Origin of the sequence: Microbacterium sp. 22195 (genome assembly GCF_052056515.1) — a bacterium.
In the GTDB taxonomy this organism is placed as follows: Bacteria; Actinomycetota; Actinomycetes; order Actinomycetales; family Microbacteriaceae; genus Microbacterium.
Genome location: NZ_JBQEPE010000002.1, coordinates 414,600 through 436,635, shown reverse-complemented (window position 1 = coordinate 436,635; position 22,036 = coordinate 414,600). Strand labels below are relative to the sequence as shown.

Below are 22,036 nucleotides of genomic sequence, written 5' to 3'. Positions count from 1 at the left end.
CCGGGAGGGGAGGAGGATGCGCACGGCATCCTCCTCCCCTCTGTGCGTTCTCCTCCCCAACGCGCGCCGCAGGGAGGATGATGGGAAGGCTGGAACGACGCGAGGAGAAGACATGCAGCTGGGAATGATCGGACTCGGCCGGATGGGCGCGAACATCGTGCGCCGACTGATGAAGGACGGCCACGAATGCGTGGCCTACGACGTGAATCAGGATGCCGTGGCGGCGCTCGCCGCGGAGGGTGCGACCGGGGCATCCGATCTGAAGGACTTCGCAGCCAAGCTGCAGACCCCGCGCGTCGTGTGGATGATGGTTCCCGCTTCGCTGACCGGAAAGGTCGTCGACCAGATCGCCGAGGTGCTCGAGCCCGGCGACATCCTGATCGACGGCGGCAACTCGAACTACCGCGACGACGTGCGTCGCGCCAAGGCGCTGCGCGAGAAGGGCATCGAGTACGTCGACGCCGGCACCAGCGGCGGCGTGTTCGGCCTTGAGCGCGGATACTGCCTGATGGTCGGCGGGTCGGATGCCGCGGTGAACCACATCGAGCCGCTGCTGAAGACCATCGCGCCGGGCGTCGGCGAGATCGAGCGCACCCCGGGCCGCACCGGCGAGCTCACCCCCGAGGAGCAGGGCTACCTGCACTGCGGCCCCTCGGGTGCCGGTCACTTCGTGAAGATGGTGCACAACGGCATCGAGTACGGCATCATGGCGTCGATCGCCGAGGGCCTGAACATCCTGAAGAACGCGGATGCCGGTGTGCGCGAGGCCGAGCACTCGGCCGAGATCGCCCCGCTGGAGGAGCCGGAGTACTACCAGTTCCCGATCGACACCGCGAAGGTCACCGAGCTGTGGCGCCGCGGTTCGGTGATCTCGTCCTGGCTGCTGGACCTGACCGCGACCGCGCTGAACGAGAACCCCACGCTCGACGGGCTCGCCGGCCGCGTCTCCGACTCGGGTGAGGGCCGCTGGACGGTCAAGGCCGCGGTCGATGTGGGCGTGCCCGTGCCGGTGCTCGCGGCATCCCTGTTCGAGCGCTTCGCCTCGCGCGACGAGGACCAGTTCGCCAACCAGGTGCTCTCCGCCATGCGCCTGCAGTTCGGCGGTCACAAGGAGCTGCCCGCGGGCGACTCGCTCGAGGCCGGCGGACGCAAGTCCGAGGTCGGCTGAGCGCGGCCTGCGCAGAGACGCGAGGGCCCGGCATCCGTCGAACGGATGCCGGGCCCTCCTGCGTCCGCGGGATCAGTGAGGTTGGGCGCGCTCAGGCCGAGGCGTCCTCGTCGTCCCGCTCCTCCTGCGGCTTCACCTGCACCGGCGGCTGGTCCATGAGGAAGTCGCGGTCGTCGTTCGGATCGCCCGAACCCTTGTCCAGCCTGTTCTCCAGGGGATCCTCGTTCAGCGGCGCGTCGTTCAGCGTGTCCTCGTTCGGTGATTCCTCGTTCGGTGTGCTGTCGCTCATGCTGGCCTCCAGTCCGTGATCGGTGGAGGCCAGCTTCCGAGCTCCCGCGGGGCTGGACGAGAGGGTTGACAAGGTCGGGTCGGCCGGCGGGGCGGACTATTCCAGCCACTCGGTGATGAAGCGCTCGTTCGCGTGCACGTGCGTGGCCTCGTAGCCGCCGTCGAGCACCTCGAACCGGTGCGACACGAGGGCGGGGAGCACCAGGATCTGCCCGCCCACGGCGACGAGCCGCTCCTCGCCGACCGTGAACAGGGCGCTCCCTTGATGGATGATGAAGGTCTCGGCGTACGGGTGCCGATGCAGGCGCGGGCCACTGCCCGCCGCGGCGGCGTACTCGCGGATGATGCTGACGGGCGAGCCGATCAGATAGCCCTCGAGGTTCTCATCGCGGGCGACGTCGGCGATCTGGATGGTCATGGTGCCTCCGTTCCCGGCTGAGGCTACGCCCTCCGGGGCCGAAGGTGAACGGCATCCGCGGCCGGACCGACCGCCTAGTCGTCGTCGACGGGGCGGTTGCGCGGGTCCTCCAGCGGCACCTTCGGGCCGGTGAAGAACAGCAGCGTCCCGGCGATGAGCACGAGCACGCCGATCGAGATGCCGATGGGTGCGAAGCTCTTCGCGCCGGGCGTGCCCGACAGCAGCGGCAGCACCGCGGGCAGCGTCAGCATCACGCCGAGCGCCCAGAGCACGATCGCCGTGCTCTTGTACGGTCGCTTGCGTCGGGTCATCGCGGTCTCAGCCGAACAGCAGGGTGACGGCGGTCGCCCCGCCACCGCCGACGATGAGCGCGACGATGGTCACCCAGGCGACCAGGCGGATGCGGCGGTTGCGGCGCTCGCCGAGATCGCCGTAGTCCTCGTCGGTGCGGTTCATCGTGCCCGTCACACCGCCGCTGGCTCGGTGACCGTCGGACCGAAGACGGCCGGCAGGGTCGCCTTCGAGGCCTCGCGCAGCTCGGCGACGGTCGCGGTGAACACGTCCTGCACCTCGAGGGTCGGCTCGGAGTCGGTCACGCCGATGCGCAGCACGGGGTAACCGCGACCCTCGCACAGCCCGCGGAACTTCACGTCGTCCTCGCGCGGCACGGTCACGATCACGCGGCCGGTCGACTCGGAGAACAGAGCGGATGCTGCATCCACCCCGTCGCGCTCCATGAGCTCGGTCAGCCAGACGCGGGCGCCCAGACCGAAGCGCATGACGCCCTCGGCGAGGGCCTGGCCCAGGCCGCCCTCGGACAGGTCGTGCGCGGAGGAGATCAGCCACTCGTCGCGGGCGGCGGAGATGAGACCTGCGAGGTCCCTCTCGCGCGCCAGGTCGACCTTCGGCGGCAGGCCGCCGAGGTGGTCGTGCACGACATCGGCCCAGGCGGAGCCGGACAGCTCGGTCGAGGTGGTGCCGAGGAGGTAGATGTTCTGCCCCTCGTCCTGCCAGCCCGACGGGATGCGGCGGGAGACGTCCTCGATGATGCCCATCACGCCCACGAGCGGGGTGGGGTGGATCGGCACGTCGCCGGTCTGGTTGTAGAAAGAGACGTTGCCGCCGGTCACGGGGGTGCCCAGCTCGTAGCATCCGTCGGCCAGACCGTCGACGGTCTGCCCGAACTGCCACATGACCTCGGGGTTCTCGGGGGAGCCGAAGTTCAGGCAGTCGGTGATGGCCGTGGGGTTCGCGCCGGTGACGGCGACGTTGCGGTACGCCTCGGCGAGGGCCAGCTGCGCACCCGCGTAGGGGTCGAGCTGGCAGTAGCGTCCGTTGGCGTCGGTGGCGATCGCGAAGCCCAGGCCGGACTCCTCGTCGACGCGCATCATGCCGGCGTCGTCGGGGAAGGCGAGGGCCGTGTTGCCGCCGACGTAGTAGTCGTACTGGTTGGTGATCCAGCTGGTGTCGGCCAGGTTCGGCGAGCCGAGGATCTTGAAGAACTGCTCGCGCAGCGTGGCGGGGTCATCCGAACGGGGCAGCAGCTCCGCGGCATCCGCCTGCAGCGCATCGATCCACGTCGGGTAGGCGACCGGACGGTCGTAGACCGGGCCGTCGACCGCGACGGTCGACGGGTCGACGTCCACGATGCGCTCGCCCTGCCAGTCGATGACGAGGCGTCCGTCGCCGGTGACCTCGCCGAGCACGCTGGTCTCGACCTCCCACTTGTGCACGACGGCCATGAAGGCCTCGAGCTTCTCGGGGGCGACGATCGCCATCATCCGCTCCTGCGACTCCGACATGAGGATCTCCTCAGCGGTCAGGGTGGGGTCGCGCAGCAGCACGGCGTCCAGCGAGACGCGCATGCCGGAGTTGCCGTTGGCGGCCAGCTCGCTGGTGGCGCACGAGATGCCGGCGGCGCCGAGGTCCTGGATGGCCTCGACCAGCTCGCCCTTGTACAGCTCCAGGCAGCACTCGATGAGCACCTTCTCGGCGAACGGGTCGCCGACCTGCACTGCGGGACGCTTGGTGGGGCCGCCGTCGTCGAAGGAGTCGGATGCCAGGATGCTGGCGCCGCCGATGCCGTCGCCGCCCGTGCGGGCGCCGAACAGCACGACCAGGTTGCCGACGCCGGTGGCGTTGGCGAGCTTGAGGTCCTCGTGGCGGAGCACGCCGACGGCGAGCGCGTTGACGAGCGGGTTGGCCTGGTAGACGGCGTCGAAGACCGTCTCGCCGCCGATGTTCGGCAGGCCCAGGCAGTTGCCGTAGAAGCTGATGCCGGCGGTCACGCCGTGCACGACGCGCGGGGTGTCGGGGTGGTCGATGGCGCCGAAGCGCAGGGCATCCATGACCGCGACGGGGCGGGCGCCCATCGAGATGATGTCGCGGACGATGCCGCCGATGCCGGTGGCCGCGCCCTGGAAGGGCTCGATGAAGGAGGGGTGGTTGTGCGACTCGGCCTTGAAGGTGACCGCCCAGCCCTCGCCCACGTCGACGACGCCGGCGTTCTGCCCCATGCCGACCATGAGACGCTGCTTCATCTCGTCGGAGACCTTCTGGCCGAAGCGGCGCAGGTAGTTCTTGGACGACTTGTAGGAGCAGTGCTCCGACCACATCACGGAGTACATCGCCAGCTCGCCCGAGGTGGGGCGGCGGCCCAGGATCTCCTTGATGCGGGCGTACTCGTCGTCCTTGAGGCCGAGCGCCGCGTACGGCTGCTCCTTCTCGGGGGTCGCGATGGCGTTCTCGACGGAGTCGGGGACGTGAGTGGTCTGGGGCGCTTCGGCGGACACGCGGGCTCCTGAAGAAGAGGAAGGCGGGGCACGGCCAAGTCTACTTGGCGGACCGAAGGCGTGTCCGCCTGGGGCGGGCCGATCGACCGGGGCGCCTGCGGGCGGCGGTGCTCGATGCTCAGTATTCCGCCACGGTCACCTCGAGGCCCCGGATGCGACAGCGGTTCGAAGCGGTGATCGTGAACGACGCCGGCTCTGCGTCGAGGAGCACCTGGTGGCGGATCCGGCGCGGCTGCTGCTCTGCGAGGTGGAAGCGCTGCCGTCCCAGGGTGACCATGGCCTCGCCGTCGAACTCCATTCGGAGGAACAGTCCTCCGAAGCCGGGTCGGGGAGTCGGCGAGGCGAGCGTGAGGGCCGCACCGGCGGGGAGCTGCAGCTCGCCTTCGGCCCAGCGCCCGCCGTGAACGAATGCATCGGGGTCCTGTGCGAGCAACGCGATGCGAGTGCCGCTGGCGACGTCGGGAGCCAGCACATCCGTCGAGATGAGGTCGACGCCGTGTGCGGTGGCGATGGCGAGTGCGTCGATGTCGTCGGCGTGCGCCTCGGTCGGAAGGCCCGCCGCGCGGGCCTGTGCGACATGGTCGGCGTGCTCTTCGCGCGTGTAACGCGCTGTGCTGATCGCCACGGTGACGTCACCGAGGGAGGCGACGTCGCCGAAGTCGACCGCCTGGTGGCGGATGTCCATGAGCGGCACGTCATCCCGGCCCATCCAGCGGATGATGCGGTTGGCCTCCCCGTTGGAGGTGATGACGTAGCCGCCGTGTCCGAGGATGTCGTCCGCCATGGCGAGCACGCGCCGGTAGAAGGCGGGCGGCTCGTCGTGGAGTTTGATCTCGATGAACGGCAGCAGGCCGTTCGCGGCGCATTCGCGCAGGTACTCCTCGAGGGTGGGTACGGGTGTCCTGTTCAGGGCATCACGGGCCTTCAGCCGGAACCCGTCGCGCAGTTGTGCGAACGACACCTCTGCGACGTGCACCGGCGACGCCAGGTCATCGCCGCAGCCATCGGTCGCCGTCCGATCGAGGGTCTCGTCGTGCATCACGACGGGCACGCCATCCGCGGTCAGTCGGATGTCCGTCTCGACGCAGGCGAAGCCCGCACGACGGGCCAGGCGCACCGCCTCGAGCGAGTTCTCCCCGGCGATGGTGCCGCCCAGGTGCACCCCGCGATGTGCGATGAAGCGCCTGGAGGCGCCGCCGGTCGAGACGCTCACGCCATCACGACCAGCCCGAGTGCGGATCCATGCGAGATCTCCCACCCATCCGATCGGTGTCGCAGCACCACCACAGCGCCTTCCATCAATCCGGGCGGCTCGATACCGCAGAGATCGGCGATGACGGCGCTCAGCAGGTGACCGTGCGAGACCACGATTCCATCACCATGGTTCTCGTGCAGCAGGCGCAGGATCGCGTCGACGCCTCGCGCGCGCAGGTTCGGTGCGGGGTCCTCATCGACGTGCTCGGCGAGTGCGGGATGCTCGATGAGCGGAGCGTGCGGGAACTCGACCGCGATCACGCGCGCGGTGGCGACAGCGGGTTCGCTCGGCGAGGTGGCCAGCCAGGACCATCTGCTGCGGGCGAGACGCCCGGTGGCGGTGAGCGCCTGCCGTCTGCCCGCATCGCTCAGACCCGCGCCGTACGACCCCGGCCGATGCTGCAGTCCGAGCTCATCGGCCGCACAGCGCCGCACGAGTGCGAGCCGACGGGGGAGCGTGTCGCCGATCATCCCGGCAGGCTCGGAGAGGTTTCCAGCTCGTCGGCGGACAGCAGTGCGTGCTGCTCGCGGAGAACGGCCTGCAACGCGGCGACGTCGAGACTCCGGGGGCGGATGCCCGAGCGGGCCGCGAGGGCGGCTGCGGCTCCCGCCGCATGTCCGGTCGCGGTGCACGTGGCTCCGACCCGCACGGAGCCGAGCGCTTCGCGATCGGCGGAGATGCAGCGGCCCGCCGCGAGGAGCCCGTCCGTCGTCGCGGGGACGAGTGCGCTGTACGGGATGCCGAAGGGCTCCGGCACGTACATCACATGCGACCCGGCGAAGCCGTCGACGGGGTGCACATCGATCGGCCAGGCGCCGAGGGCGATGGAGTCGTCGGGGCGCACGGCGGCGCGCACGTCGTCGCCGGTCAGAGTCGTCACGCCCACGAGTCGGCGGGTCTCGCGGATCCCGATCGTCGGCGCCGTCTGCTGCAGCCGGGACTCCTCGAACCCCGCCACATTGTCGCGGAGATAGCCGTGCAGCTGGAACGCCTCCCGGCGGCCCTGCACCTCCGCCCGGGTGAGGTCGCGGTTGTCGGTCGCATCGCCGATGACGCGCACGGTGTTGACCCACACCACGTCCTTCTCGAGCCCACCGAACCAGGGGCCGCCGAAGACGGGGAGCTCGCCGCGGGCCTTGGCCTCCCGCATCGTGGCGCGGTCGATGCTGACATCCTGACGAGCGGCCTCCGCGTCCTCCATTCCGTACTGATCCAGCGGACCCGGAAGGGGGCCGGTGCGTATGCGTGCGGGCTCGCCGGCGTCGATTCCCGATGCCGTGCGGACATTCGAGACGTACATCGGCAGTGTCATGGGCTGCAGGGTCTCGCCCTTGATCCAGTCGTCACCCGCACGGGCCACGATGTCGCCGTTGCCGGTCGCGTCCACGGTGACTCTGGCGCGGATCGCCTGGCGCCCCTCGCGCGTCTCGATGATGCAGCCGGTGACGGCGCCGTCGACAACGATCGGATAGGTCGCCAGCACGTGGAGGAGGAAGTCCACGCCGGCGTCGTGGAGCATCTCGTCGGCGACCAGCTTCATCTTCTCCGGGTCGGTCGACAGCACCCAGCCATCGTGGTCGACGGCTCCGCCGATCTCTGTCGCGCGGCGCAGCCACTCCCCGCCCACTCCGTCGACGACGCGCACGCGGTCGGGTCTCAGCCAGCTGTTGTAGCCGGCGAGGGTGATCACGAGTCCCTGAGTCCACATGCCGCCGAAAGCGCCGGTCTCCTCGACGAGGAACACTGATGCGCCCGTGCGGGCCGCGCCGACGGCGGCCCCGATGCCGGCCGGCCCTCCGCCGACCACGAGCACGTCGACGTCGGCGATCACAGGTATCTCGCGAGCGGGTTCGAAGTGGGTCGACGACTCTGTCACGGTGCTGTCCTAGCGGATCTGGCTCAGATGAGCGGAGAGTTGATGATGATGTTCTCAGTGAACATCGTTCTTCAGACTGACCTCAAGGCTTGGCAGAGAATCCGATCGCTCATATGAGCATCAATAAGGAGAGGGTGCGAGGATGGCCACCATGACTGATCCCGATGCCATGATCGAGGCGATCCTGCGCCGCTATTATCTGGATGACGCCACGAAGCTGGAGATCGCTTCCGAGTTCGGCATCTCGCGCTTCAAGGTGGCTCGCCTGCTCGAGGACGCGAAGCGGCGAGGGGCCGTCCGCATCGAGATCACGCCCAGCGCGGCCGACCCCGACCGGTCCGAGCGACTGCGCAGGGCGCTCGGCCTGCGCCGCGCGGTCGTCGTTCAGGACGTCGGGGGGCGGGATCCGAACACTGTGCGCCGCGCCGTCGGTCGTGCGAGTGCGCGCCTGCTCATGGAACTCGCCGGCAGGGAATCCGTCGTGGGGATCTCGGCGAGCCTCGCACTGATCGCGATGGGCGAGGAGATCGAGACGCTCGGCGAGAGCACCGTTGTGCAGCTCTGCGGGGTGCATTCCAAGCAGGCGGCCGGCATCGGCCCGGTCGAGCTCGTGCGCGACATCGCAGCGAAGAGCTCTGGGCGGTCACGCGTGTTCTATGCGCCGTTCGTCACGCCGACCTCAGCATCCGCTCGTGACCTGCGCAGCGATCCGGCAGTGCGCTGGACCATGTCGGCATACGCGCGTCTGGACATCGCCGCCGTCTCGGTCGGAGGCTGGGCGCCCGGCTCGTCGGGGCTGTACGACGCGCTCACGGCGGAGGAGAGCGCCGAGCTGACGGCTTCCGGGGCCGTCGCCGAGGTCTGCGGCATCGTCGTCGACGGCGATGGCGCACCTGTCGCGTCGGCCGCGACGGAGCGCGTGCTCGGCATCTCCTGCGAGGAGCTGCACCGGGTGTCTGAAGTGATCGCCGTCGTGCCGACGCCGGGCCGGGCGGCCGCCGTCCGCGCACTCGCCGCGGGGACACTCATCACGAGCATTGTGACCAGCACGGAGCTCGCCGATGAGATCCTGGCGGGGGATCCTGCCTGAGGCCCGCCAGGATACGTTCAGGCGGAGAGGCGCTGGGGCGAGATGATCGCCTTGACGGAGTCGGGCACGGTCTTGGCGAGCATCAGCGCGTCCGCGGTCTCGTCGAGTGCGAAACGGTGGGTGACGAGGGAGTCGACGTCCACGCGTCCGCTGGAGACGAGGTCGATCGCGATCGGCCAGGTGTGCGCGTACCGGTTCACGAGCCCGATGGTGAGCTCGTTGACGTTCAGGCGCGACAGCGCGAGCGACACGTCCTGCTTCGGCATCCCGACCATCGCGGCGCGGCCGTTGGTGCGCAGCCTCCAGAGTCCGTCGGCGAGCGCCGTCGGCGCGCCAGAGCACTCCAGCAGCACGTCGAAGTCGTCGGCAGTGCCCTCGCCGACCTTCTCGGTGTCGAAGCCGAGCTCGCGCGCCATGTCGAGGCGGAAATCGGCGATGTCGGCGACGGTGACGGATGCTGCGCCGAAGGCGCGCGCGACCTGGGCGGCGAGCAGGCCCACCGGGCCGGCGCCGGTCACGAGCACGCGGTCACCGGGCTCGAGGCCCGCGCGCTTGCAGGCCCAGATCCCCACCGAGAGCGGCTCGCACAGGGCGCCCTGCTCGAAGGTCATCGAGTCGGGCATCGGGAACAGCTGCCGCTCGTCGACCGCCATGCGCTGCACGAGCGAGCCGTCGTACGGCGGGGTGGCGAAGAAGACCAGGTCGGGGCACAGGTGGTAGCGCCCGGCCATGCAGTCGCGGCAGTCACGGCATGGCTTGCCGGGTTCGATCGCGACACGATCCCCGACCTTCACCTGGGTGACCTCGTCGCCGACCGAGATGACCGTGCCCGCGCATTCGTGACCGAGGATGATCGGTCCGTCGACGACGTAGTCCCCGATGCGGCCGACCGTGTAATAGGCGGTGTCCGAGCCGCATACTCCGACGGCCTCGATCTGCACGATGGCGTCCCGGGGCCCGGCGGCGGGCTCGCCGACGTCCTGGATCTCGATGTGCCCGAGCTCGGGCATCACGGCGGCATTGTTCGACATGGACTGTGGCCTTTCAGCGATTCATGGATCCCCGCAGCAGCAGCTCGGGTTGGAAGTACTCGGTCAGGGGTCCCTGCTCGGCGGTCCCGTCGATGAGGTCGAGCAGGCGTCTGGTGGCGCGACGGGCGATCTCGACCGCCGGCAGCCGCATGGTGGAAAGCGGCGGGTCGAGGAAGCGGGAGAAAGGGTAGTCGCCCCAGCCGATCACGAGGGTGTCGTCGGGCACGCGGATGCCGCGTTCGCGGAGCGCCGTATAGAGCCCGAGCCCGAAATAGTCGTTTCCGACCAGGAACGCATCCGGGACCCGTCCGGTGTCCAGCAGGTCGCTGATCACCCGGTAGGCGTCCTCACCACGCCACAGGGACGCGTTGCGGGCGGTGCGGCGGGAGGGGACGAGCACGACCCGGTTCGCATCCGACGGGATGCCGTGGGCGCTCAGCGCCTGATGGAAGCCCTCGAGTCGGTGCGTGACCGTCGAGATCCGCAGGTCCTCCTCGACGAGCACGATGTCGCGCGCGCCCCGTTCGATGGCGGCTTCGACGCTGAGCCGGCGTCCGGTCTCGTTGTCGGTGGAGTAGAAGTCCACGTCGAGTCCGGGGATGTCACGGGCGATGTGGACGAGGGGAATACCGGCCCGTGTCACGGCCTCCCACGGGTTCGAACGGCCCTGGACGGGAACGCCGAGGATGCCGTCCACGCCGGAGCGCAGCGCGGTCTCGACCGCATACTGCTCCCGCTCCGGATCCTCGTCCGAGAGCAGCAGCAGGAGTGTGTAGCCCGCCGTGATGGCGAGTTCCTCGACCGCGCTGATCAGGTCGTTGAAGAAGGGGTTGGCGAGATCGGTGAGGATCACGCCGATGGTCTTGCGGGAGCCGAGCACGAGGGATCGGGCATGCACGTTGGGCACATACCCGATCCGCTCGGCTTCGGCTTTGATGAGTGCTCTGGTGGCAGGGCTCACGCCGGGCTTGTCGTTGAGCGCACGGGAGACCGTGTTGGCGGTGAGGCCGAGGGCTTCGGCGACGTCCTGGAGGGTACGTCTACGCGGCCCGTCTGTTCTGCGCACCATAGCGAGGCTCCGATTACTCCTTGAGCTCGAGGTAGATGCGGAGCATCGGAGCCTCGTCGCCCGACTTCTGCTCGCTCCGCAGGCGGAGCCAGTGTCCGAACCCGGTGACCGGGATGGACAGCAGACCCACTGCCTCGGAGGTCGAGGGAGCGATGCCCTCATGGTCGATCCACGTGAGTCCATCGGGCGAGATCTGCACCCGGAACTCTACCTGGCTGCCCGGCGCGGGACGCAGGAACTGCACGTACCAGCGTGCCTCGCCCGCCCAAGCCACCTCGAACGGCTCGGTCTCGTGGATGCCTTCAAGATCGACGCCGCGTTCGATGACGGCGCTCTGCGACTGACGCATTGTCGATTTCACCAATCTGCCGAGATGACGACGGAGTCGAGGAACAGGAAGTTGCGGTGCGGTCCGAGGGTGCGAACCGAGAAGTAGAAGTTGAGCAGGCTCTCCAGCGACTCGTACTTCTCCGCGTACGGCGGCACGGGCACGTCGCGCAGGTCGTACGTGTCGTTGTTGAACTGCAGCTCGACGTTCGAGCGCGTGTTCGTGTCGATGAGGAAGCGCAGGTAGTGCCAGTTGACCTTGGTGGGCACCTCGTTGTAGCACGCCTCCTGGCGCACGTCGCTGAGGTAGGTCCAGTCGTCGGGGTTCGGCGCCGTGAAGTCGGCGTAGCGACCGTAGTCGTGCTTGCCCTGGAAGCGCTCGTGCGGGGTGGGCTCGGCGACCGTCGGGTACATCCACTTCTGGATGATCCGGCCGTCCTCGTCGGCGTTCTGGAAGCGCATCACGTTGTGGTAGCGGATGCCGTCGTGCGAGAGGTCGGTGGCGACGGTGAACGCGCCGAACTGCGCCTCGGTGGGGTGCGAGTTGGCATCCCAGCTGATGTCGCCGTAGGTGTTCGCCTCTTCGCCGCCGCCCAGGTTGGCCTCGCCCTTCCAGGCGAGGTAGGCCTCGATCTGCAGCAGGCCGCGGCCGCTCATGGTGAGCCGGCGGATGCCTGTGGCGGTGTGTCCTGCGGCCTTGCGGGTCGCCAGCTTGAGCGAGTAGGTCCCGGTCATGCCGCCGTGGGTGCCGACGTCGAAGAAGTTCTGATTCGACAGCATCGGCGGGCGGAAGTCGCGGAAGTGCTCGTCCATCGAGTCGAGATCGCCGCGGCCGTTGTAGTTGCCGCCGAGCTCGACCCAGCCGTGCGCGCCCTGGTTGAAGTCGTCGAAGGTCAGGATCCGGGAGAGCGGATTGAACTTCGACAGACGCAGATCGCTGCTTCTGATCGCTTCCCGCAGATCTGCTGCGGTACTCGCGACGTCAGGGGTGGTCACCTGTGACTCCTTGGGGTTGTGACGTACTCCAGCAGCTGCGCCGGAGCGGTGTGAGCGAAACATTAGCGTTATCGTTTGACGCTGTCAAAGCATGAGGTTCTGTACCGGCGTGGCGCTGCCGATCTCAGAGGTAAGCCCCGGAAAAATAGGGGAGAGGAAGACGGAGTTGACAATCTTGCCGAGATGCGCGAAGTTCATTAGCGATAACGTTCCTGGTGCTCGACGCAGATCCGGGAACCCGAACTCGGGGTCAGCGATGACCCCACGGAGGTGAAAATGCTCGGTTACACGATCCGGCGGGTGCTGCTCGCCGTCTTCGTGCTCTGGGGCGTCGTCACCGTGGTCTTCCTCATCGTCCGGCTCGTTCCGGCCGATCCGGCCGTCCTCGTCGCGGGAATCGACGCGACGCCGGAGCAGATCGCGGAGATACGCGCGAGGATGGGCCTGGACCAACCGCTCATCGTGCAGTACTTCGACTACATCCTGGGAGCCCTCACCGGCGACTTCGGCACGTCGTACACGTACGGCGTGCCCGCGATGGACCTGGTTCTGAAGATGCTGCCGAACACGGCGCTGCTCGCCTTCCTCGGGTGTCTGCTCGCGGTGATCGTCAGCTTCCCGCTCGGCCTGCTGGCGGCGCTGCGCGTGAACCGCCCCACCGACCGGATCATCACCACGTCGAGCCTGTTCACCCAGGCGCTGCCCGGATTCTGGGTGGGCGTCGTGCTCATGCTGGTGTTCTCGCAGATGCTGCGCCTTCTGCCGAGCACCGGTCTGGGCAGTCCCGCCGCGCTGGTCCTCCCCGTCGTCACCGTGGCACTGCCGTTCATCGCCATCCTGACCCGTATGACCCGCAGCGGTCTGCTCGAAGTCGTCGGCGAGGGCTACATCACGACGGCGCGCGCGAAGGGCCTGGCCGAGCGGGTCGTGATCTTCAACCACGCCGCGCGCAACGCGCTCATCCCGGTGGTCACGCTGGTCGGGCTCGAGTTCGGCTCGCTCCTCGGCGGTGCGGTCGTCACCGAGACCGTCTTCAGCTTCCCCGGCGTGGGCAGGCTGCTCGTCTCGTCGATCCTCGCCCGCGACTACAACCTCGTACAGGCCTGCGTGATCATCATCGCCGCCGGCTTCGTGATCGTGAACCTGCTCGTGGACCTGGTCTACGGCTACCTCGACCCGAGAGTGAGGCTCGCGAAATGACCGCCGTCCCTCCCACCATCGCCGTGCAGACCATGCAGCGCGCCGAGCGCGCACGTCGCGGTGTCACGGTGCGCATCACGATCCCCCTCGTGGTCATCGGGCTGTTCATCGTGGGCGCCGTGCTCGTGCCGATCCTGTACGGGTTCGACCCGATGCGCACAGAGATCCTGCTGCGCCTGAAAGCCCCCGGAACCACGCTGCCTGACGGCTCCTTCGCGGTCTTCGGCACCGACCAGGTCGGTCAGGACCTGTTCGCCCAGATGATGATGGGGGTGCGGGTCTCGCTCACCGTCGGCATCTCCTCGCTGCTCGTGGCCGGAGTGGCCGGAGTGCTGCTGGGCCTGATCGCCGGGCACTTCGGCGGCTGGGTCGACAACGTGCTGATGCGCATCGCCGACGTGCAGCTGGCCTTCCCGTCGATCCTGCTCGCGATCCTCCTCGCCTCGGTGCTCGGCCCCAGCCTCTGGAACGTCATCGTGGTCATCTCCATCACCAACTGGGTGGTGTTCGCCCGCGTCACGCGCAGCCAGGTGCTCACCCTGCGCAGTCGGGAGTACGTGGAGGCCGCGAAGACACTCGGCGCCAGCCACTGGCACATCATCTTCCGCACCCTGCTGCCCGGATGCATCGCCCCCATCCTCGTGGTCGCGACCGTCGAGTTCGGCCACGTCGTGCTGCTCGAGGCGGCGCTGTCCTTCCTCGGCGTGGGCGTGCCCCTGGGCATCCCGAGCCTGGGCAGCACCATCAGCAACGGCACCGCCTACCTCGGCACCGCCTGGTGGATCTCGACCCTGCCCGGCATCGCACTCGCAGCCCTCGTGCTCGCCACCGGCGTGCTCGGCGACGCGCTGCGCGACCGATTCGACCCGAAGCTGAGGAGCGCGTGATGACCATCCCCCAGGCATCCGGGGCCGCCTCCCCCGTCGCCCGCCCCGATGAGCTGCTGCTGAGCGTGCAGGACCTGCAGGTGGAGTTCTCCACCTCGGCCGGCGTCGTCCGCGCGCTCGACGGCGTGAGCTTCGACGTGCGGGCCGGCCAGACCGTCGCCATCCTGGGCGAATCGGGTTCAGGCAAGTCCGTCACCGCACAGGCGATCATGGCGCTGCTGCCGCAGCCGGCCGGATCCATCGTCGGCGGACGCATCCTCTACGGCGGGGTCGACCTCGCCGCCGCGCCCGTGCGCACGGTGCGCGAGCTGTGCGCCACCGAGATCGCGATGATCTTCCAGGACCCGCTCAGCTCGCTCAACCCCGTCCACCGTGTGGGCGCCCAGATCGCGGAGCTCTTCCAGCGGCGGCGCGGCACGCCCAAGAAAGAGGCGTGGGCGAAGGCCCTCACGCTGCTCAAGCGCGTCGGCATCCCCGATGCCGAGACCCGCATCCGCGACTTCCCGCACCAGTTCTCCGGTGGGCAGCGTCAGCGCATCATGATCGCGATGGCGATCGCCCTCGAGCCCAAGCTGCTCATCGGCGACGAGCCGACCACCGCACTGGACGTCACGGTGCAGCAGCAGGTCATGAACCTGCTCGCCGACCTGCAGGCCGAGACCGGCATGGGCATGATCCTCATCAGCCACGATCTCGGCGTCGTCGCCGAGGTGGCCGACCGTGCGGCGATCATGTACGCCGGACGGATCGTCGAGGCCGGTGGCATCCGCGAGGTCTACGACAACCCCGCCCACCCGTACACGCAGGGCCTGCTGAACTCGATCCCGAGCAACACGGCGGCCGGCGAACGGCTCAACCCGATCGTCGGATCCCCGCCGAACCTGCTCGCGCTGCCCAGCGGATGCTCGTTCCACCCGCGCTGCCCGTTCGCGACGCAGCTGTGCCGGGAGAAGTCGCCGGCACTGCGGCATCCCGAAGGCTGGGCCGCCGATCACTCCGGCGCGTGCCACCGCACCGAGGAGGTGCTGACCCATGGCTGAGACGACGGCACCCCTGCTGAGCGTGGAGCATCTGAAGGTCTCCTACCCGCTGCGCTCATCGATCCTGATGCGCAGGATCGGCGAGAACGTCGCCGTGTCCGACGTGAACTTCGAGATCCGTCCCGGCGAGACCGTGGGACTGGTCGGCGAGTCCGGGTCGGGCAAGTCGACGATCGCACGCACGGTGATCGGGCTCGTACCCGCCGCCGGCGGTACGATCCGCTTCGAGGGCAACGACATCTCGCGGCTGTCGCTGCGGCAGATGAAGGACATGCGCCGTGACATGCAGATGGTCTTCCAGGATCCGTACGCCTCGCTGAACCCGCGCCTGACGGTGCGGGACCTCATCGCCGAGGGGTGGCGCGTGCACTCCGGCATCGTGCCGCGGGAGCGCTGGACGCAAGAGGCGAAGCAGCTCATGGAGCGCGTGGGCCTGAACCCGGACTACTCCGACCGCTACCCGCATCAGTTCTCGGGCGGTCAGCGTCAGCGCATCGGCATCGCTCGTGCGCTCGCCCTGCGCCCGAAGGTGATCATCTGCGACGAGGCGGTCAGCGCTCTGGACGTGTCGGTGCAGGCGCAGGTGCTCAACCTGCTCGAGGACCTGCAGGCCGATCTGGGGCTGTCGTACCTCTTCATCTCGCACGACCTCTCGGTGATCGAGCACATCTGCGACCGCGTGCTCGTGCTCAACAAGGGCGTCGTCGTCGAGCAGGGCGACACCGAGAGCCTGTTCGCCGACCCCCGACATCCCTACACGCAGGCGCTGCTGTCGGCCGTCCCCGTCGCGCGCCCCTGGCTGAAGGAGACTCCGTGAGTCGCAGCATCGTCGTGCACCTCGTCCGTCACGGGGAGTCGCTGTGGAACGTCGAAGGGCGCTACCAGGGGCAGCAGGACTCGGGGCTGACCGCCGACGGCCGTGCCCAGGCGGCACGGTTCGGCGAGGACTTCGCCCGGCAGGTGACGCGTCCCGACGTCGTGGTCTCGAGTGATCTGCCCCGTGTGCGCGACACCGCGCAGCAGTACGCCGACCGGGTCGGCGCACAGGTCGTCTACGACCCCGCGCTGCGCGAGATGAGCGTCGGCGACTGGGCGGGCATGACGATGGAGGAGGCTGAGCAGCGGCATCCCGAGATCGTCGCCGCCGTCGCAGCAGGTGAGGACCTGCGCCGTGGGGGCGGTGAGACGTTCGGCGAGACCCGCGAACGCGTGGCCGCGGCGATCGAACGCGTCGTCGCCGAGCTCGAGGCGCAGGACGGGGACCGGGTCGGCGTCGTGTTCACCAGCGGCAACCCGATCCGACTAGCGACCGCGCACATGCTCGCGGTCCCCGCGCCCGGCCACATGGCCTTCGGCGCACCCGACAACTGCTCCGTCACGACCTTCCGCCTCAGAGACGGGCGCCGCGAGGTCGTGCGCTACAACCATGACATCGCGCCGGGCCGCCCGGCCGACCAGAGGGAGATCTCGTGACCGCGCCGCTGACCTTCATCGCACAGAGCCACAACCTGTGGGGCGATCATCACGCCGAGGGGCGGGTGGAGGCGATGCGTGCGCTGTACGAGCGCCGCGCCCCCGACCTGCTGGCCACGCAGGAGACGCGCGCATGGTCGCGCGAGATCCTGGATGCCGCGATGCCGGGCCACGAGCGGGTGCACGACGACTTCGCCGGCTGGGAGTCGCAGAGCAACCTGTGGTGGAACAGCGAGCTGTTCAGCGAGGTCGAGCACGGCGCCGAGGATGTCGGCATCCACGACGCGAACGCCCGCCTGTTCTGGGTGCGGCTGCGTGTGGTGGGCGAGGAGCGCACGATCCTGTGGACCACCGCGCACCTGTCGTACTCGGGCAACGCCGTCGAAGTGGAGACCGGGGTGAACCAGCGCACGCCGCAGGCCCACCGGGTGACGGAGGAGCTGGCACGGCTCGCGCTTCCTGACGAGCCGGTGTTCTTCGCCTCAGACACGAACGCGATCGCGACGGCCATCTGGGTGATCGGCAACGCGGGGTACATCGACTCGTTCAGCGCGCTGAACAGGCAGGCCCCGCCGACGCACCCGGTCGTCCCCAACCCGTTCCGCGATGTGGTCGCGACGCCCAAGTCGCCGATCGCGAGCCCGCACAAGACGATCGACTACATCTTCTTCCGAGGTCCTGTGCGCCCGCGCAGCGCCGAGGTCGTCGAGTTCTTCCATCGGGGGATCTCCCCCAGCGATCACTACCCGGTCGCATCCGCATTCACCCTGCCCCAGTGACATCGGGGCGGGTGAGACCGCACCAGAATCCCGCACCACCACATCAAAGGAGATTGCAATGACATCGCTTCGCGCGAGGTTGCGCTCGGTCGCCGCTGTCGCAGCCACCGCCGCTCTTCTGCTCACAGGATGCTCCGCAGGGACAGGCGATGCCGCCGGTTCCAGCGAACCGCTTCCCGACGCGCAGCAGAACCTCACCTACATCCCGTCCTACGGCTGGTCCGGCACGGACATCTCGCAGTACCCGCTGGAGATCGGCGTCCAGATGGCGATCTCGCAGACCATGGAGGCTCTGATCAGCCTCGACAAGGACGGCAAGCCCCAGCCGAAGCTGGCGAAGTCGTGGGAGTGGGTGGATGACACCACCCTGACGTTCGAGCTGCGCGACGACGTCACCTTCAGCGACGGCACGCCGCTGACCGCGGCCGACGTCAAGGGCTCGATCGAGCGCTACATCGCTCAGCAGGGACCGCTGAAGACCGTGCTCGCCCCGATCGTGGAGGTGACCGCCGACGGCGACCACAAGGTCACGATCAAGACGTCCGGCCCCACAGGCACCCTGCTCGGCGTGCTCTCGCTGGTCTACATCGGCCAGGCGAAGTACTCGCACGCCGACCTGACCGCTCAGGCCGACAACGACTACTGGGCCAAGCCGATCGGCACGGGTCCGTTCGTGATCAAGGACTACGTGGCCAACGACCACTTCGCCTTCGAGCGCAACGAGAAGTACTGGGGCGAGAAGGCCAAGCTGAAGACGCTGACCATGAAGCAGGTCACCGACGTCAACGGCAAGATCACCGCGCTCTCCAACGGTGAGGCCCAGGTCATCGGCGACGTGCCGCACGACCAGGTCGAACAGGTCAAGAGCATGAGCGACGTGACCTTCACCCAGCAGAACAGCCTGAACTACTACTTCCTGTGGTTCGACAACAAGAACGAGTACCTCAAGGACCAGCGCGTGCGCGAGGCCATGTGGGCCGCGCTCGACCTGAAGACGATCCAGGAGTCGTTGTTCGGCGACACAGCGGCCGTCATGAAGTCGTACTGCCCCGTCGCGGCCTTCGGCTGCGTCGAGCCGAAGGACGGCATGGTCGAGTACGACCCGAAGCACGCCAAGGAGCTGCTGGCCGAGGCGGGCTACAAGGACGGCTTCACGGTCGACGCGATCTACAGCACCGCGAACGGCGCCGGCTTCGCCAACATGATGCAGGCGTTCATCTCGGCCTGGGCCGAGGTCGGCATCACGGTCGAGCCGAAGTCACTCGACGCGGCGACGTGGCTGAGCACGTTCAGCACGGTCAACGACGACGGCACGCACGCCTGGGACATGGACGTGCAGCCCAACCAGACCATCACGGGCGACGCCGACTACACGATCTACCGTCTGTACAACTGCACGGCCGCGCGCCTCGGGTACTGCAACGAGGAGCTGGATGCGACCACCAAGCAGGCTCAGGTGAGCACCGACCCCGACGAGCGCCTGAAGCTGTACCAGAAGGCGATCGACATCATGCGGGCGGACACCCCGGCGATCCCGCTGTTCGAGATCAACGTGAACGTCGCGATGTCCTCGAAGGTGAAGGGGCTGAAGATCCCCGCCAACGAGTTCATCGACTTCCGCGAGGTGTACCTCACGAAGTGATCGTGATGCGGCGGGGATGCAGTGCGCCATCCCCGCCGTATCCGTGGGCAGCGGCATCCAAGGATCAGGATCATGAAGAAATTCCTCAGCTACGACCGCGGCCTGGAGAGGTTCAATCCGCTGGCCCGCGTCATCACCTATGACGACTTCGACACCGGCTACAACGGCTGGATGGATCTCACCCCCAACTTCGTCTACGACGACTACGAGTCGTTCGACTCGGTCGTGGACCTGACCAGCTGGCCGGCCACCCAGCTCAGCTCGGCGGCCATGCGCTTCGCCTCGTCGCACGGGTCGATGGAGGGCACGTACTCCCTCAAGCTCACGACGGCACCGACCGGGGGTCCGCACACCGAACCCCCGTGGCCGGGCAGCATGGGCCACGCGATCAAACGGCTGTCGCGCTTCGGCGACCCGGAACTGATCCAGATCGAGGCCTGGTACTCGTACACGCCCACGCAGGATCGAGTGGGCATCGGCGAGGACGACATCCGCGCTATCGGGTTCTTCTTCGACGTGCAGGACGCCGAGTACCGGTACATGCCCGGTGTGCGGTACGTGAACGCGCTCGGCGGCAGGCCGGTGCGGCGCTGGCAGTACTACCGGGTCGCCGACGGGGTCACCCCGAGCGACTGGAACTTCGGGGTCGAGGACGGCTGGTGCATGCCCGGAGTGGACAACCAGTGGTACGGGCGGCGGTTCGAGGACGGCTCGGCCGACGGGTACCAGTGGCTCCCCGGCGGTGAGCAGGAGCTGCTGTTCAACGAGAGCCCCGACAAGATCAACTGGCTCTACTTCCGGCTCACGGTGGACGTGCGCCACCGCCGCTACGTGGAGCTGCAGTCGATGGACCAGGTCTTCGACATGCGCGACCTCGAGCCCACGCTCGTGCCGGGGTACAAGTCGATCAGGGACCTCATCAACCCGGTGTTCTTCGTCGAGACCGACACCGATCGCTCGGTGAGCCTGTTCCTGGACTCGGTGGTGTACTCGTGCGAATGACCTCGTCCATCATGGAGCCGGCGCGCGAGACGCCGGTGGTCGGATCCTTTGACGTGATCGTCGCCGGCGGCGGACCCGCGGGGGTGATCGCCGCCGTGGCGGCCGCGCGGAGCGGTGCGCGCACCCTGCTGATCGAGAGGTACGGGTTCGTGGGTGGGATGGCGACGAGCGCCCTGGTCACCCCGATCAGCGAGTTCCGCGTCGACGGGCGGCAGCACATCGGCGGCATCCCCCTCGAACTCATGCGCCTGGCGGCCGAGCTCGGCGGCGCCGAGTTGGAGCGGGACAGCGGCAACTGGCCCGTCAACGACGAGATCTTCAAGCTCGCGGCGCAGCGGATGCTGCTGGATGCCGGTGTCACGCTGCTGCTGCACACCTGGTTCGCCGACGTGGTCGCCGCCGACGGCCGCATCAGCCATGTGATCGTGCAGAACAAGGCCGGGCGGGTGGCCTACGCGTGCGAGGCCGTGGTGGACTGCACGGGCGATGCCGACGTGGTGCGTGCCGCCGGCCTGCCCACGACCAAGGGCGACGTGCTGCAGCCGGCGACGCTGTGGTTCCAGCTCGGGGGCGTCGACACGGATGCCCTTCAGTACGTGTTCGGCGACGCGGTCGACGGCATCCTGCCGGTTTCGGAGTCGATCCGCGCCCGACTGGCCGAGCTGCACGAGGCGGGCGAGGTGCCGCTGTTCGGCGGCCCGTGGATCAACAGCTTCTTCCATGACGGGCTGGTGAGCATCAACGTGCTGCGCGAGCCCACAGACGCGAGCGATCCGGAGTGGTTCTCGCGCACCGAGACCAATCTGCGCGAGAAGATGCACGCGCTCATCGAGGTGCTGCGGCGGGAGTTCCCGGAGTTCCGCGACGCGTGGCTGGCGAAGTCGGGCATCCAGACCGGGGTGCGCGAGACGCACCACATCGTGGGCCTGTACGAGCTCGTGAAGGACGACATCCTGCATCCGAAGGCGTTCCCCGACACTGTCGCGAAGGGGGCGCACACGATCGATGTCCATCACACCGACAGCATCGACCAGAACGACTTCGTGATCCTGCGCCGGCCGTACAACGTGCCGTTCCGCAGCCTGGTGCCGCAGGGCAGCGAGAACCTTGTCACCGCAGGCCGGTGCCTGTGCGCCGATGGGCCGGGCTTCGGGTCGGTGCGCGTGATGGCGACGTGCATGGCGATGGGACAGGGGGCCGGTTCCGCCGCGGCGCTCGCCGTGCAGCACGGGCTGTCGATGTCGGACATGGACTTCGAGATGCTTCGGCGGACGCTGATCGAGGCGGATGCGATCGTCGACTTCGACAACGTCGCGGCGCTCGCGGGCAAGGACTGAGAGGGAGCAGGATGCAGCAGAACAACACGTCCGTCCTGGCACGCAGGATCATCATCGACGGCGGCTACGCCAGCCAGCCGTACGAGGCCGGTTGGGCGAGCGAGGTGGTCGTCTTCGTCCAAGTGGAGGGGGAGCATCCGTCGTTGGAGCTCGCCACGGAGATCTCGCCGGACGGGATCAACTGGATCCGTCGCGGCGAGATCGTCACGCTGACGGCGGACGCCTCGATCGCCGAGCTTCCGCTCACGCGATTCGGCAACTGGGTTCGGGTCACCGTCGCGGGGGCTTCGCCCGAAGCGACCGCCAGGATCCTGATCCATGTGAACGGCAAGGGCTGAGACCCGCGAGTGCGGGAGGAAGGTGCGG

24 protein-coding genes are annotated in these 22,036 nt (G+C 68.4%); 12 read left to right on the top strand and 12 right to left on the bottom strand.

Annotated elements, in window-relative coordinates; translation table 11 throughout:
• Window positions 1-112: 112 nt before the first annotated feature.
• Entirely contained in the window at window positions 113-1,168 is a 1,056-nt protein-coding gene (gene gnd / locus ACTJJ4_RS10175) for a phosphogluconate dehydrogenase (NAD(+)-dependent, decarboxylating) (RefSeq protein ID WP_440943194.1), read from the top strand.
• Between the two features lie 91 nt (window positions 1,169-1,259).
• On the opposite strand, the gene ACTJJ4_RS10170 is transcribed toward gnd, so the two are convergent.
• From ACTJJ4_RS10170 to ACTJJ4_RS10135, 8 genes are all read right to left on the bottom strand, one after another.
• The gene (locus ACTJJ4_RS10170; RefSeq protein WP_440943193.1) at window positions 1,260-1,457 is read right to left on the bottom strand and encodes a hypothetical protein; all 198 of its coding nucleotides are present in this window, start codon (window positions 1,455-1,457) and stop codon (window positions 1,260-1,262) included.
• A gap of 96 nt (window positions 1,458-1,553) precedes the next feature.
• Complete coding sequence (locus ACTJJ4_RS10165; RefSeq protein WP_440943192.1) at window positions 1,554-1,874, bottom strand: cupin domain-containing protein; 321 nt, start codon at window positions 1,872-1,874, stop codon at window positions 1,554-1,556.
• 74 nt (window positions 1,875-1,948) lie between these two features.
• Window positions 1,949-2,185, bottom strand: a complete 237-nt coding sequence (locus ACTJJ4_RS10160; protein ID WP_440943191.1) for a hypothetical protein — start codon at window positions 2,183-2,185, stop codon at window positions 1,949-1,951.
• A gap of 7 nt (window positions 2,186-2,192) precedes the next feature.
• The gene (locus ACTJJ4_RS10155; RefSeq protein WP_440943190.1) at window positions 2,193-2,330 is read right to left on the bottom strand and encodes a hypothetical protein; all 138 of its coding nucleotides are present in this window, start codon (window positions 2,328-2,330) and stop codon (window positions 2,193-2,195) included.
• Between the two features lie 8 nt (window positions 2,331-2,338).
• On the bottom strand, window positions 2,339-4,666 hold the full coding sequence (gene purL, locus ACTJJ4_RS10150; RefSeq protein WP_440943189.1) for a phosphoribosylformylglycinamidine synthase subunit PurL: 2,328 nt from the start codon (window positions 4,664-4,666) through the stop codon (window positions 2,339-2,341).
• Window positions 4,667-4,784: 118 nt separating this feature from the next.
• Window positions 4,785-5,879 carry a glycerophosphodiester phosphodiesterase gene (locus tag ACTJJ4_RS10145; protein WP_440943188.1) on the bottom strand — a complete coding sequence of 365 codons (1,095 nt, stop codon included), beginning with the start codon at window positions 5,877-5,879 and terminating at the stop codon, window positions 4,785-4,787.
• Entirely contained in the window at window positions 5,876-6,391 is a 516-nt protein-coding gene (locus ACTJJ4_RS10140; protein WP_440943187.1) for a histidine phosphatase family protein, read from the bottom strand. Before ACTJJ4_RS10140 ends, ACTJJ4_RS10145 begins: the two co-directional genes overlap by 4 nt.
• A complete protein-coding gene (locus ACTJJ4_RS10135; protein ID WP_440943186.1) occupies window positions 6,388-7,797 on the bottom strand; it encodes an FAD-dependent oxidoreductase in 1,410 nt (469 codons plus the stop codon). Before ACTJJ4_RS10135 ends, ACTJJ4_RS10140 begins: the two co-directional genes overlap by 4 nt.
• A 151-nt stretch (window positions 7,798-7,948) precedes the next feature.
• Between ACTJJ4_RS10135 and ACTJJ4_RS10130 the strand changes: the two genes are divergently transcribed.
• The gene (locus tag ACTJJ4_RS10130; protein WP_440943185.1) at window positions 7,949-8,887 is read left to right on the top strand and encodes a sugar-binding domain-containing protein; all 939 of its coding nucleotides are present in this window, start codon (window positions 7,949-7,951) and stop codon (window positions 8,885-8,887) included.
• 17 nt (window positions 8,888-8,904) lie between these two features.
• Here the strand turns inward: ACTJJ4_RS10130 and ACTJJ4_RS10125 are convergent, their stop codons facing one another.
• Genes ACTJJ4_RS10125 through ACTJJ4_RS10110 form a run of 4 tightly spaced genes read right to left on the bottom strand, consistent with a single transcriptional unit; the run spans window position 8,905 to window position 12,310 of the window.
• Window positions 8,905-9,918: an NAD(P)-dependent alcohol dehydrogenase gene (locus ACTJJ4_RS10125; RefSeq protein WP_440943184.1), complete on the bottom strand. Its 1,014-nt coding sequence runs from the start codon at window positions 9,916-9,918 to the stop codon at window positions 8,905-8,907.
• Window positions 9,919-9,931: 13 nt separating this feature from the next.
• On the bottom strand, window positions 9,932-10,987 hold the full coding sequence (locus tag ACTJJ4_RS10120; protein WP_440943183.1) for a LacI family DNA-binding transcriptional regulator: 1,056 nt from the start codon (window positions 10,985-10,987) through the stop codon (window positions 9,932-9,934).
• 13 nt (window positions 10,988-11,000) lie between these two features.
• The gene (locus tag ACTJJ4_RS10115) at window positions 11,001-11,336 is read right to left on the bottom strand and encodes a hypothetical protein (protein ID WP_440943182.1); all 336 of its coding nucleotides are present in this window, start codon (window positions 11,334-11,336) and stop codon (window positions 11,001-11,003) included.
• A gap of 8 nt (window positions 11,337-11,344) precedes the next feature.
• Window positions 11,345-12,310: a DUF6772 family protein gene (locus tag ACTJJ4_RS10110; protein WP_440943181.1), complete on the bottom strand. Its 966-nt coding sequence runs from the start codon at window positions 12,308-12,310 to the stop codon at window positions 11,345-11,347.
• Between the two features lie 276 nt (window positions 12,311-12,586).
• On the opposite strand from ACTJJ4_RS10110, the gene ACTJJ4_RS10105 reads away from it, so the two are divergent.
• From ACTJJ4_RS10105 to ACTJJ4_RS10060, 10 genes are all read left to right on the top strand, one after another.
• On the top strand, window positions 12,587-13,510 hold the full coding sequence (locus ACTJJ4_RS10105) for an ABC transporter permease (RefSeq protein ID WP_440943180.1): 924 nt from the start codon (window positions 12,587-12,589) through the stop codon (window positions 13,508-13,510).
• Window positions 13,507-14,397: an ABC transporter permease gene (locus ACTJJ4_RS10100; RefSeq protein ID WP_440943179.1), complete on the top strand. Its 891-nt coding sequence runs from the start codon at window positions 13,507-13,509 to the stop codon at window positions 14,395-14,397. The genes ACTJJ4_RS10105 and ACTJJ4_RS10100 overlap by 4 nt, the downstream gene beginning before the upstream one ends.
• Window positions 14,397-15,437, top strand: a complete 1,041-nt coding sequence (locus tag ACTJJ4_RS10095) for an ABC transporter ATP-binding protein (RefSeq protein ID WP_440943178.1) — start codon at window positions 14,397-14,399, stop codon at window positions 15,435-15,437. Before ACTJJ4_RS10100 ends, ACTJJ4_RS10095 begins: the two co-directional genes overlap by 1 nt.
• Complete coding sequence (locus ACTJJ4_RS10090) at window positions 15,430-16,254, top strand: ABC transporter ATP-binding protein (protein WP_440943177.1); 825 nt, start codon at window positions 15,430-15,432, stop codon at window positions 16,252-16,254. The genes ACTJJ4_RS10095 and ACTJJ4_RS10090 overlap by 8 nt, the downstream gene beginning before the upstream one ends.
• Window positions 16,251-16,910: a histidine phosphatase family protein gene (locus ACTJJ4_RS10085; RefSeq protein WP_440943176.1), complete on the top strand. Its 660-nt coding sequence runs from the start codon at window positions 16,251-16,253 to the stop codon at window positions 16,908-16,910. The genes ACTJJ4_RS10090 and ACTJJ4_RS10085 overlap by 4 nt, the downstream gene beginning before the upstream one ends.
• A complete protein-coding gene (locus ACTJJ4_RS10080; RefSeq protein ID WP_440943175.1) occupies window positions 16,907-17,689 on the top strand; it encodes an endonuclease/exonuclease/phosphatase family protein in 783 nt (260 codons plus the stop codon). Before ACTJJ4_RS10085 ends, ACTJJ4_RS10080 begins: the two co-directional genes overlap by 4 nt.
• A gap of 58 nt (window positions 17,690-17,747) precedes the next feature.
• A complete protein-coding gene (locus tag ACTJJ4_RS10075; protein ID WP_440943174.1) occupies window positions 17,748-19,331 on the top strand; it encodes an ABC transporter substrate-binding protein in 1,584 nt (527 codons plus the stop codon).
• A 72-nt stretch (window positions 19,332-19,403) separates the two neighbouring features.
• Window positions 19,404-20,333: a DUF6772 family protein gene (locus ACTJJ4_RS10070; protein ID WP_440943173.1), complete on the top strand. Its 930-nt coding sequence runs from the start codon at window positions 19,404-19,406 to the stop codon at window positions 20,331-20,333.
• Entirely contained in the window at window positions 20,330-21,670 is a 1,341-nt protein-coding gene (locus ACTJJ4_RS10065) for an FAD-dependent oxidoreductase (protein WP_440943172.1), read from the top strand. Before ACTJJ4_RS10070 ends, ACTJJ4_RS10065 begins: the two co-directional genes overlap by 4 nt.
• An 11-nt stretch (window positions 21,671-21,681) precedes the next feature.
• Window positions 21,682-22,008: a DUF6385 domain-containing protein gene (locus tag ACTJJ4_RS10060; RefSeq protein ID WP_440943171.1), complete on the top strand. Its 327-nt coding sequence runs from the start codon at window positions 21,682-21,684 to the stop codon at window positions 22,006-22,008.
• The last annotated feature ends 28 nt before the right edge of the window (window positions 22,009-22,036 follow it).

Excerpts from the sequence above, each read along its gene's own strand:
- gnd (WP_440943194.1), top strand. The coding sequence starts at position 113 with ATGCAGCTGGGAATGATCGGACTCGGCCGGATGGGCGCGAACATCGTG.
- ACTJJ4_RS10170 (WP_440943193.1), bottom strand. The coding sequence starts at position 1,457 with ATGAGCGACAGCACACCGAACGAGGAATCACCGAACGAGGACACGCTG.
- ACTJJ4_RS10165 (WP_440943192.1), bottom strand. The coding sequence starts at position 1,874 with ATGACCATCCAGATCGCCGACGTCGCCCGCGATGAGAACCTCGAGGGC.
- ACTJJ4_RS10160 (WP_440943191.1), bottom strand. The coding sequence starts at position 2,185 with ATGACCCGACGCAAGCGACCGTACAAGAGCACGGCGATCGTGCTCTGG.
- ACTJJ4_RS10155 (WP_440943190.1), bottom strand. The coding sequence starts at position 2,330 with ATGAACCGCACCGACGAGGACTACGGCGATCTCGGCGAGCGCCGCAAC.
- ACTJJ4_RS10140 (WP_440943187.1), bottom strand. The coding sequence starts at position 6,391 with ATGATCGGCGACACGCTCCCCCGTCGGCTCGCACTCGTGCGGCGCTGT.
- ACTJJ4_RS10130 (WP_440943185.1), top strand. The coding sequence starts at position 7,949 with ATGACTGATCCCGATGCCATGATCGAGGCGATCCTGCGCCGCTATTAT.
- ACTJJ4_RS10125 (WP_440943184.1), bottom strand. The coding sequence starts at position 9,918 with ATGTCGAACAATGCCGCCGTGATGCCCGAGCTCGGGCACATCGAGATC.
- ACTJJ4_RS10120 (WP_440943183.1), bottom strand. The coding sequence starts at position 10,987 with ATGGTGCGCAGAACAGACGGGCCGCGTAGACGTACCCTCCAGGACGTC.
- ACTJJ4_RS10115 (WP_440943182.1), bottom strand. The coding sequence starts at position 11,336 with ATGCGTCAGTCGCAGAGCGCCGTCATCGAACGCGGCGTCGATCTTGAA.
- ACTJJ4_RS10105 (WP_440943180.1), top strand. The coding sequence starts at position 12,587 with ATGCTCGGTTACACGATCCGGCGGGTGCTGCTCGCCGTCTTCGTGCTC.
- ACTJJ4_RS10100 (WP_440943179.1), top strand. The coding sequence starts at position 13,507 with ATGACCGCCGTCCCTCCCACCATCGCCGTGCAGACCATGCAGCGCGCC.
- ACTJJ4_RS10095 (WP_440943178.1), top strand. The coding sequence starts at position 14,397 with ATGACCATCCCCCAGGCATCCGGGGCCGCCTCCCCCGTCGCCCGCCCC.
- ACTJJ4_RS10090 (WP_440943177.1), top strand. The coding sequence starts at position 15,430 with ATGGCTGAGACGACGGCACCCCTGCTGAGCGTGGAGCATCTGAAGGTC.
- ACTJJ4_RS10075 (WP_440943174.1), top strand. The coding sequence starts at position 17,748 with ATGACATCGCTTCGCGCGAGGTTGCGCTCGGTCGCCGCTGTCGCAGCC.
- ACTJJ4_RS10070 (WP_440943173.1), top strand. The coding sequence starts at position 19,404 with ATGAAGAAATTCCTCAGCTACGACCGCGGCCTGGAGAGGTTCAATCCG.
- ACTJJ4_RS10065 (WP_440943172.1), top strand. The coding sequence starts at position 20,330 with ATGACCTCGTCCATCATGGAGCCGGCGCGCGAGACGCCGGTGGTCGGA.
- ACTJJ4_RS10060 (WP_440943171.1), top strand. The coding sequence starts at position 21,682 with ATGCAGCAGAACAACACGTCCGTCCTGGCACGCAGGATCATCATCGAC.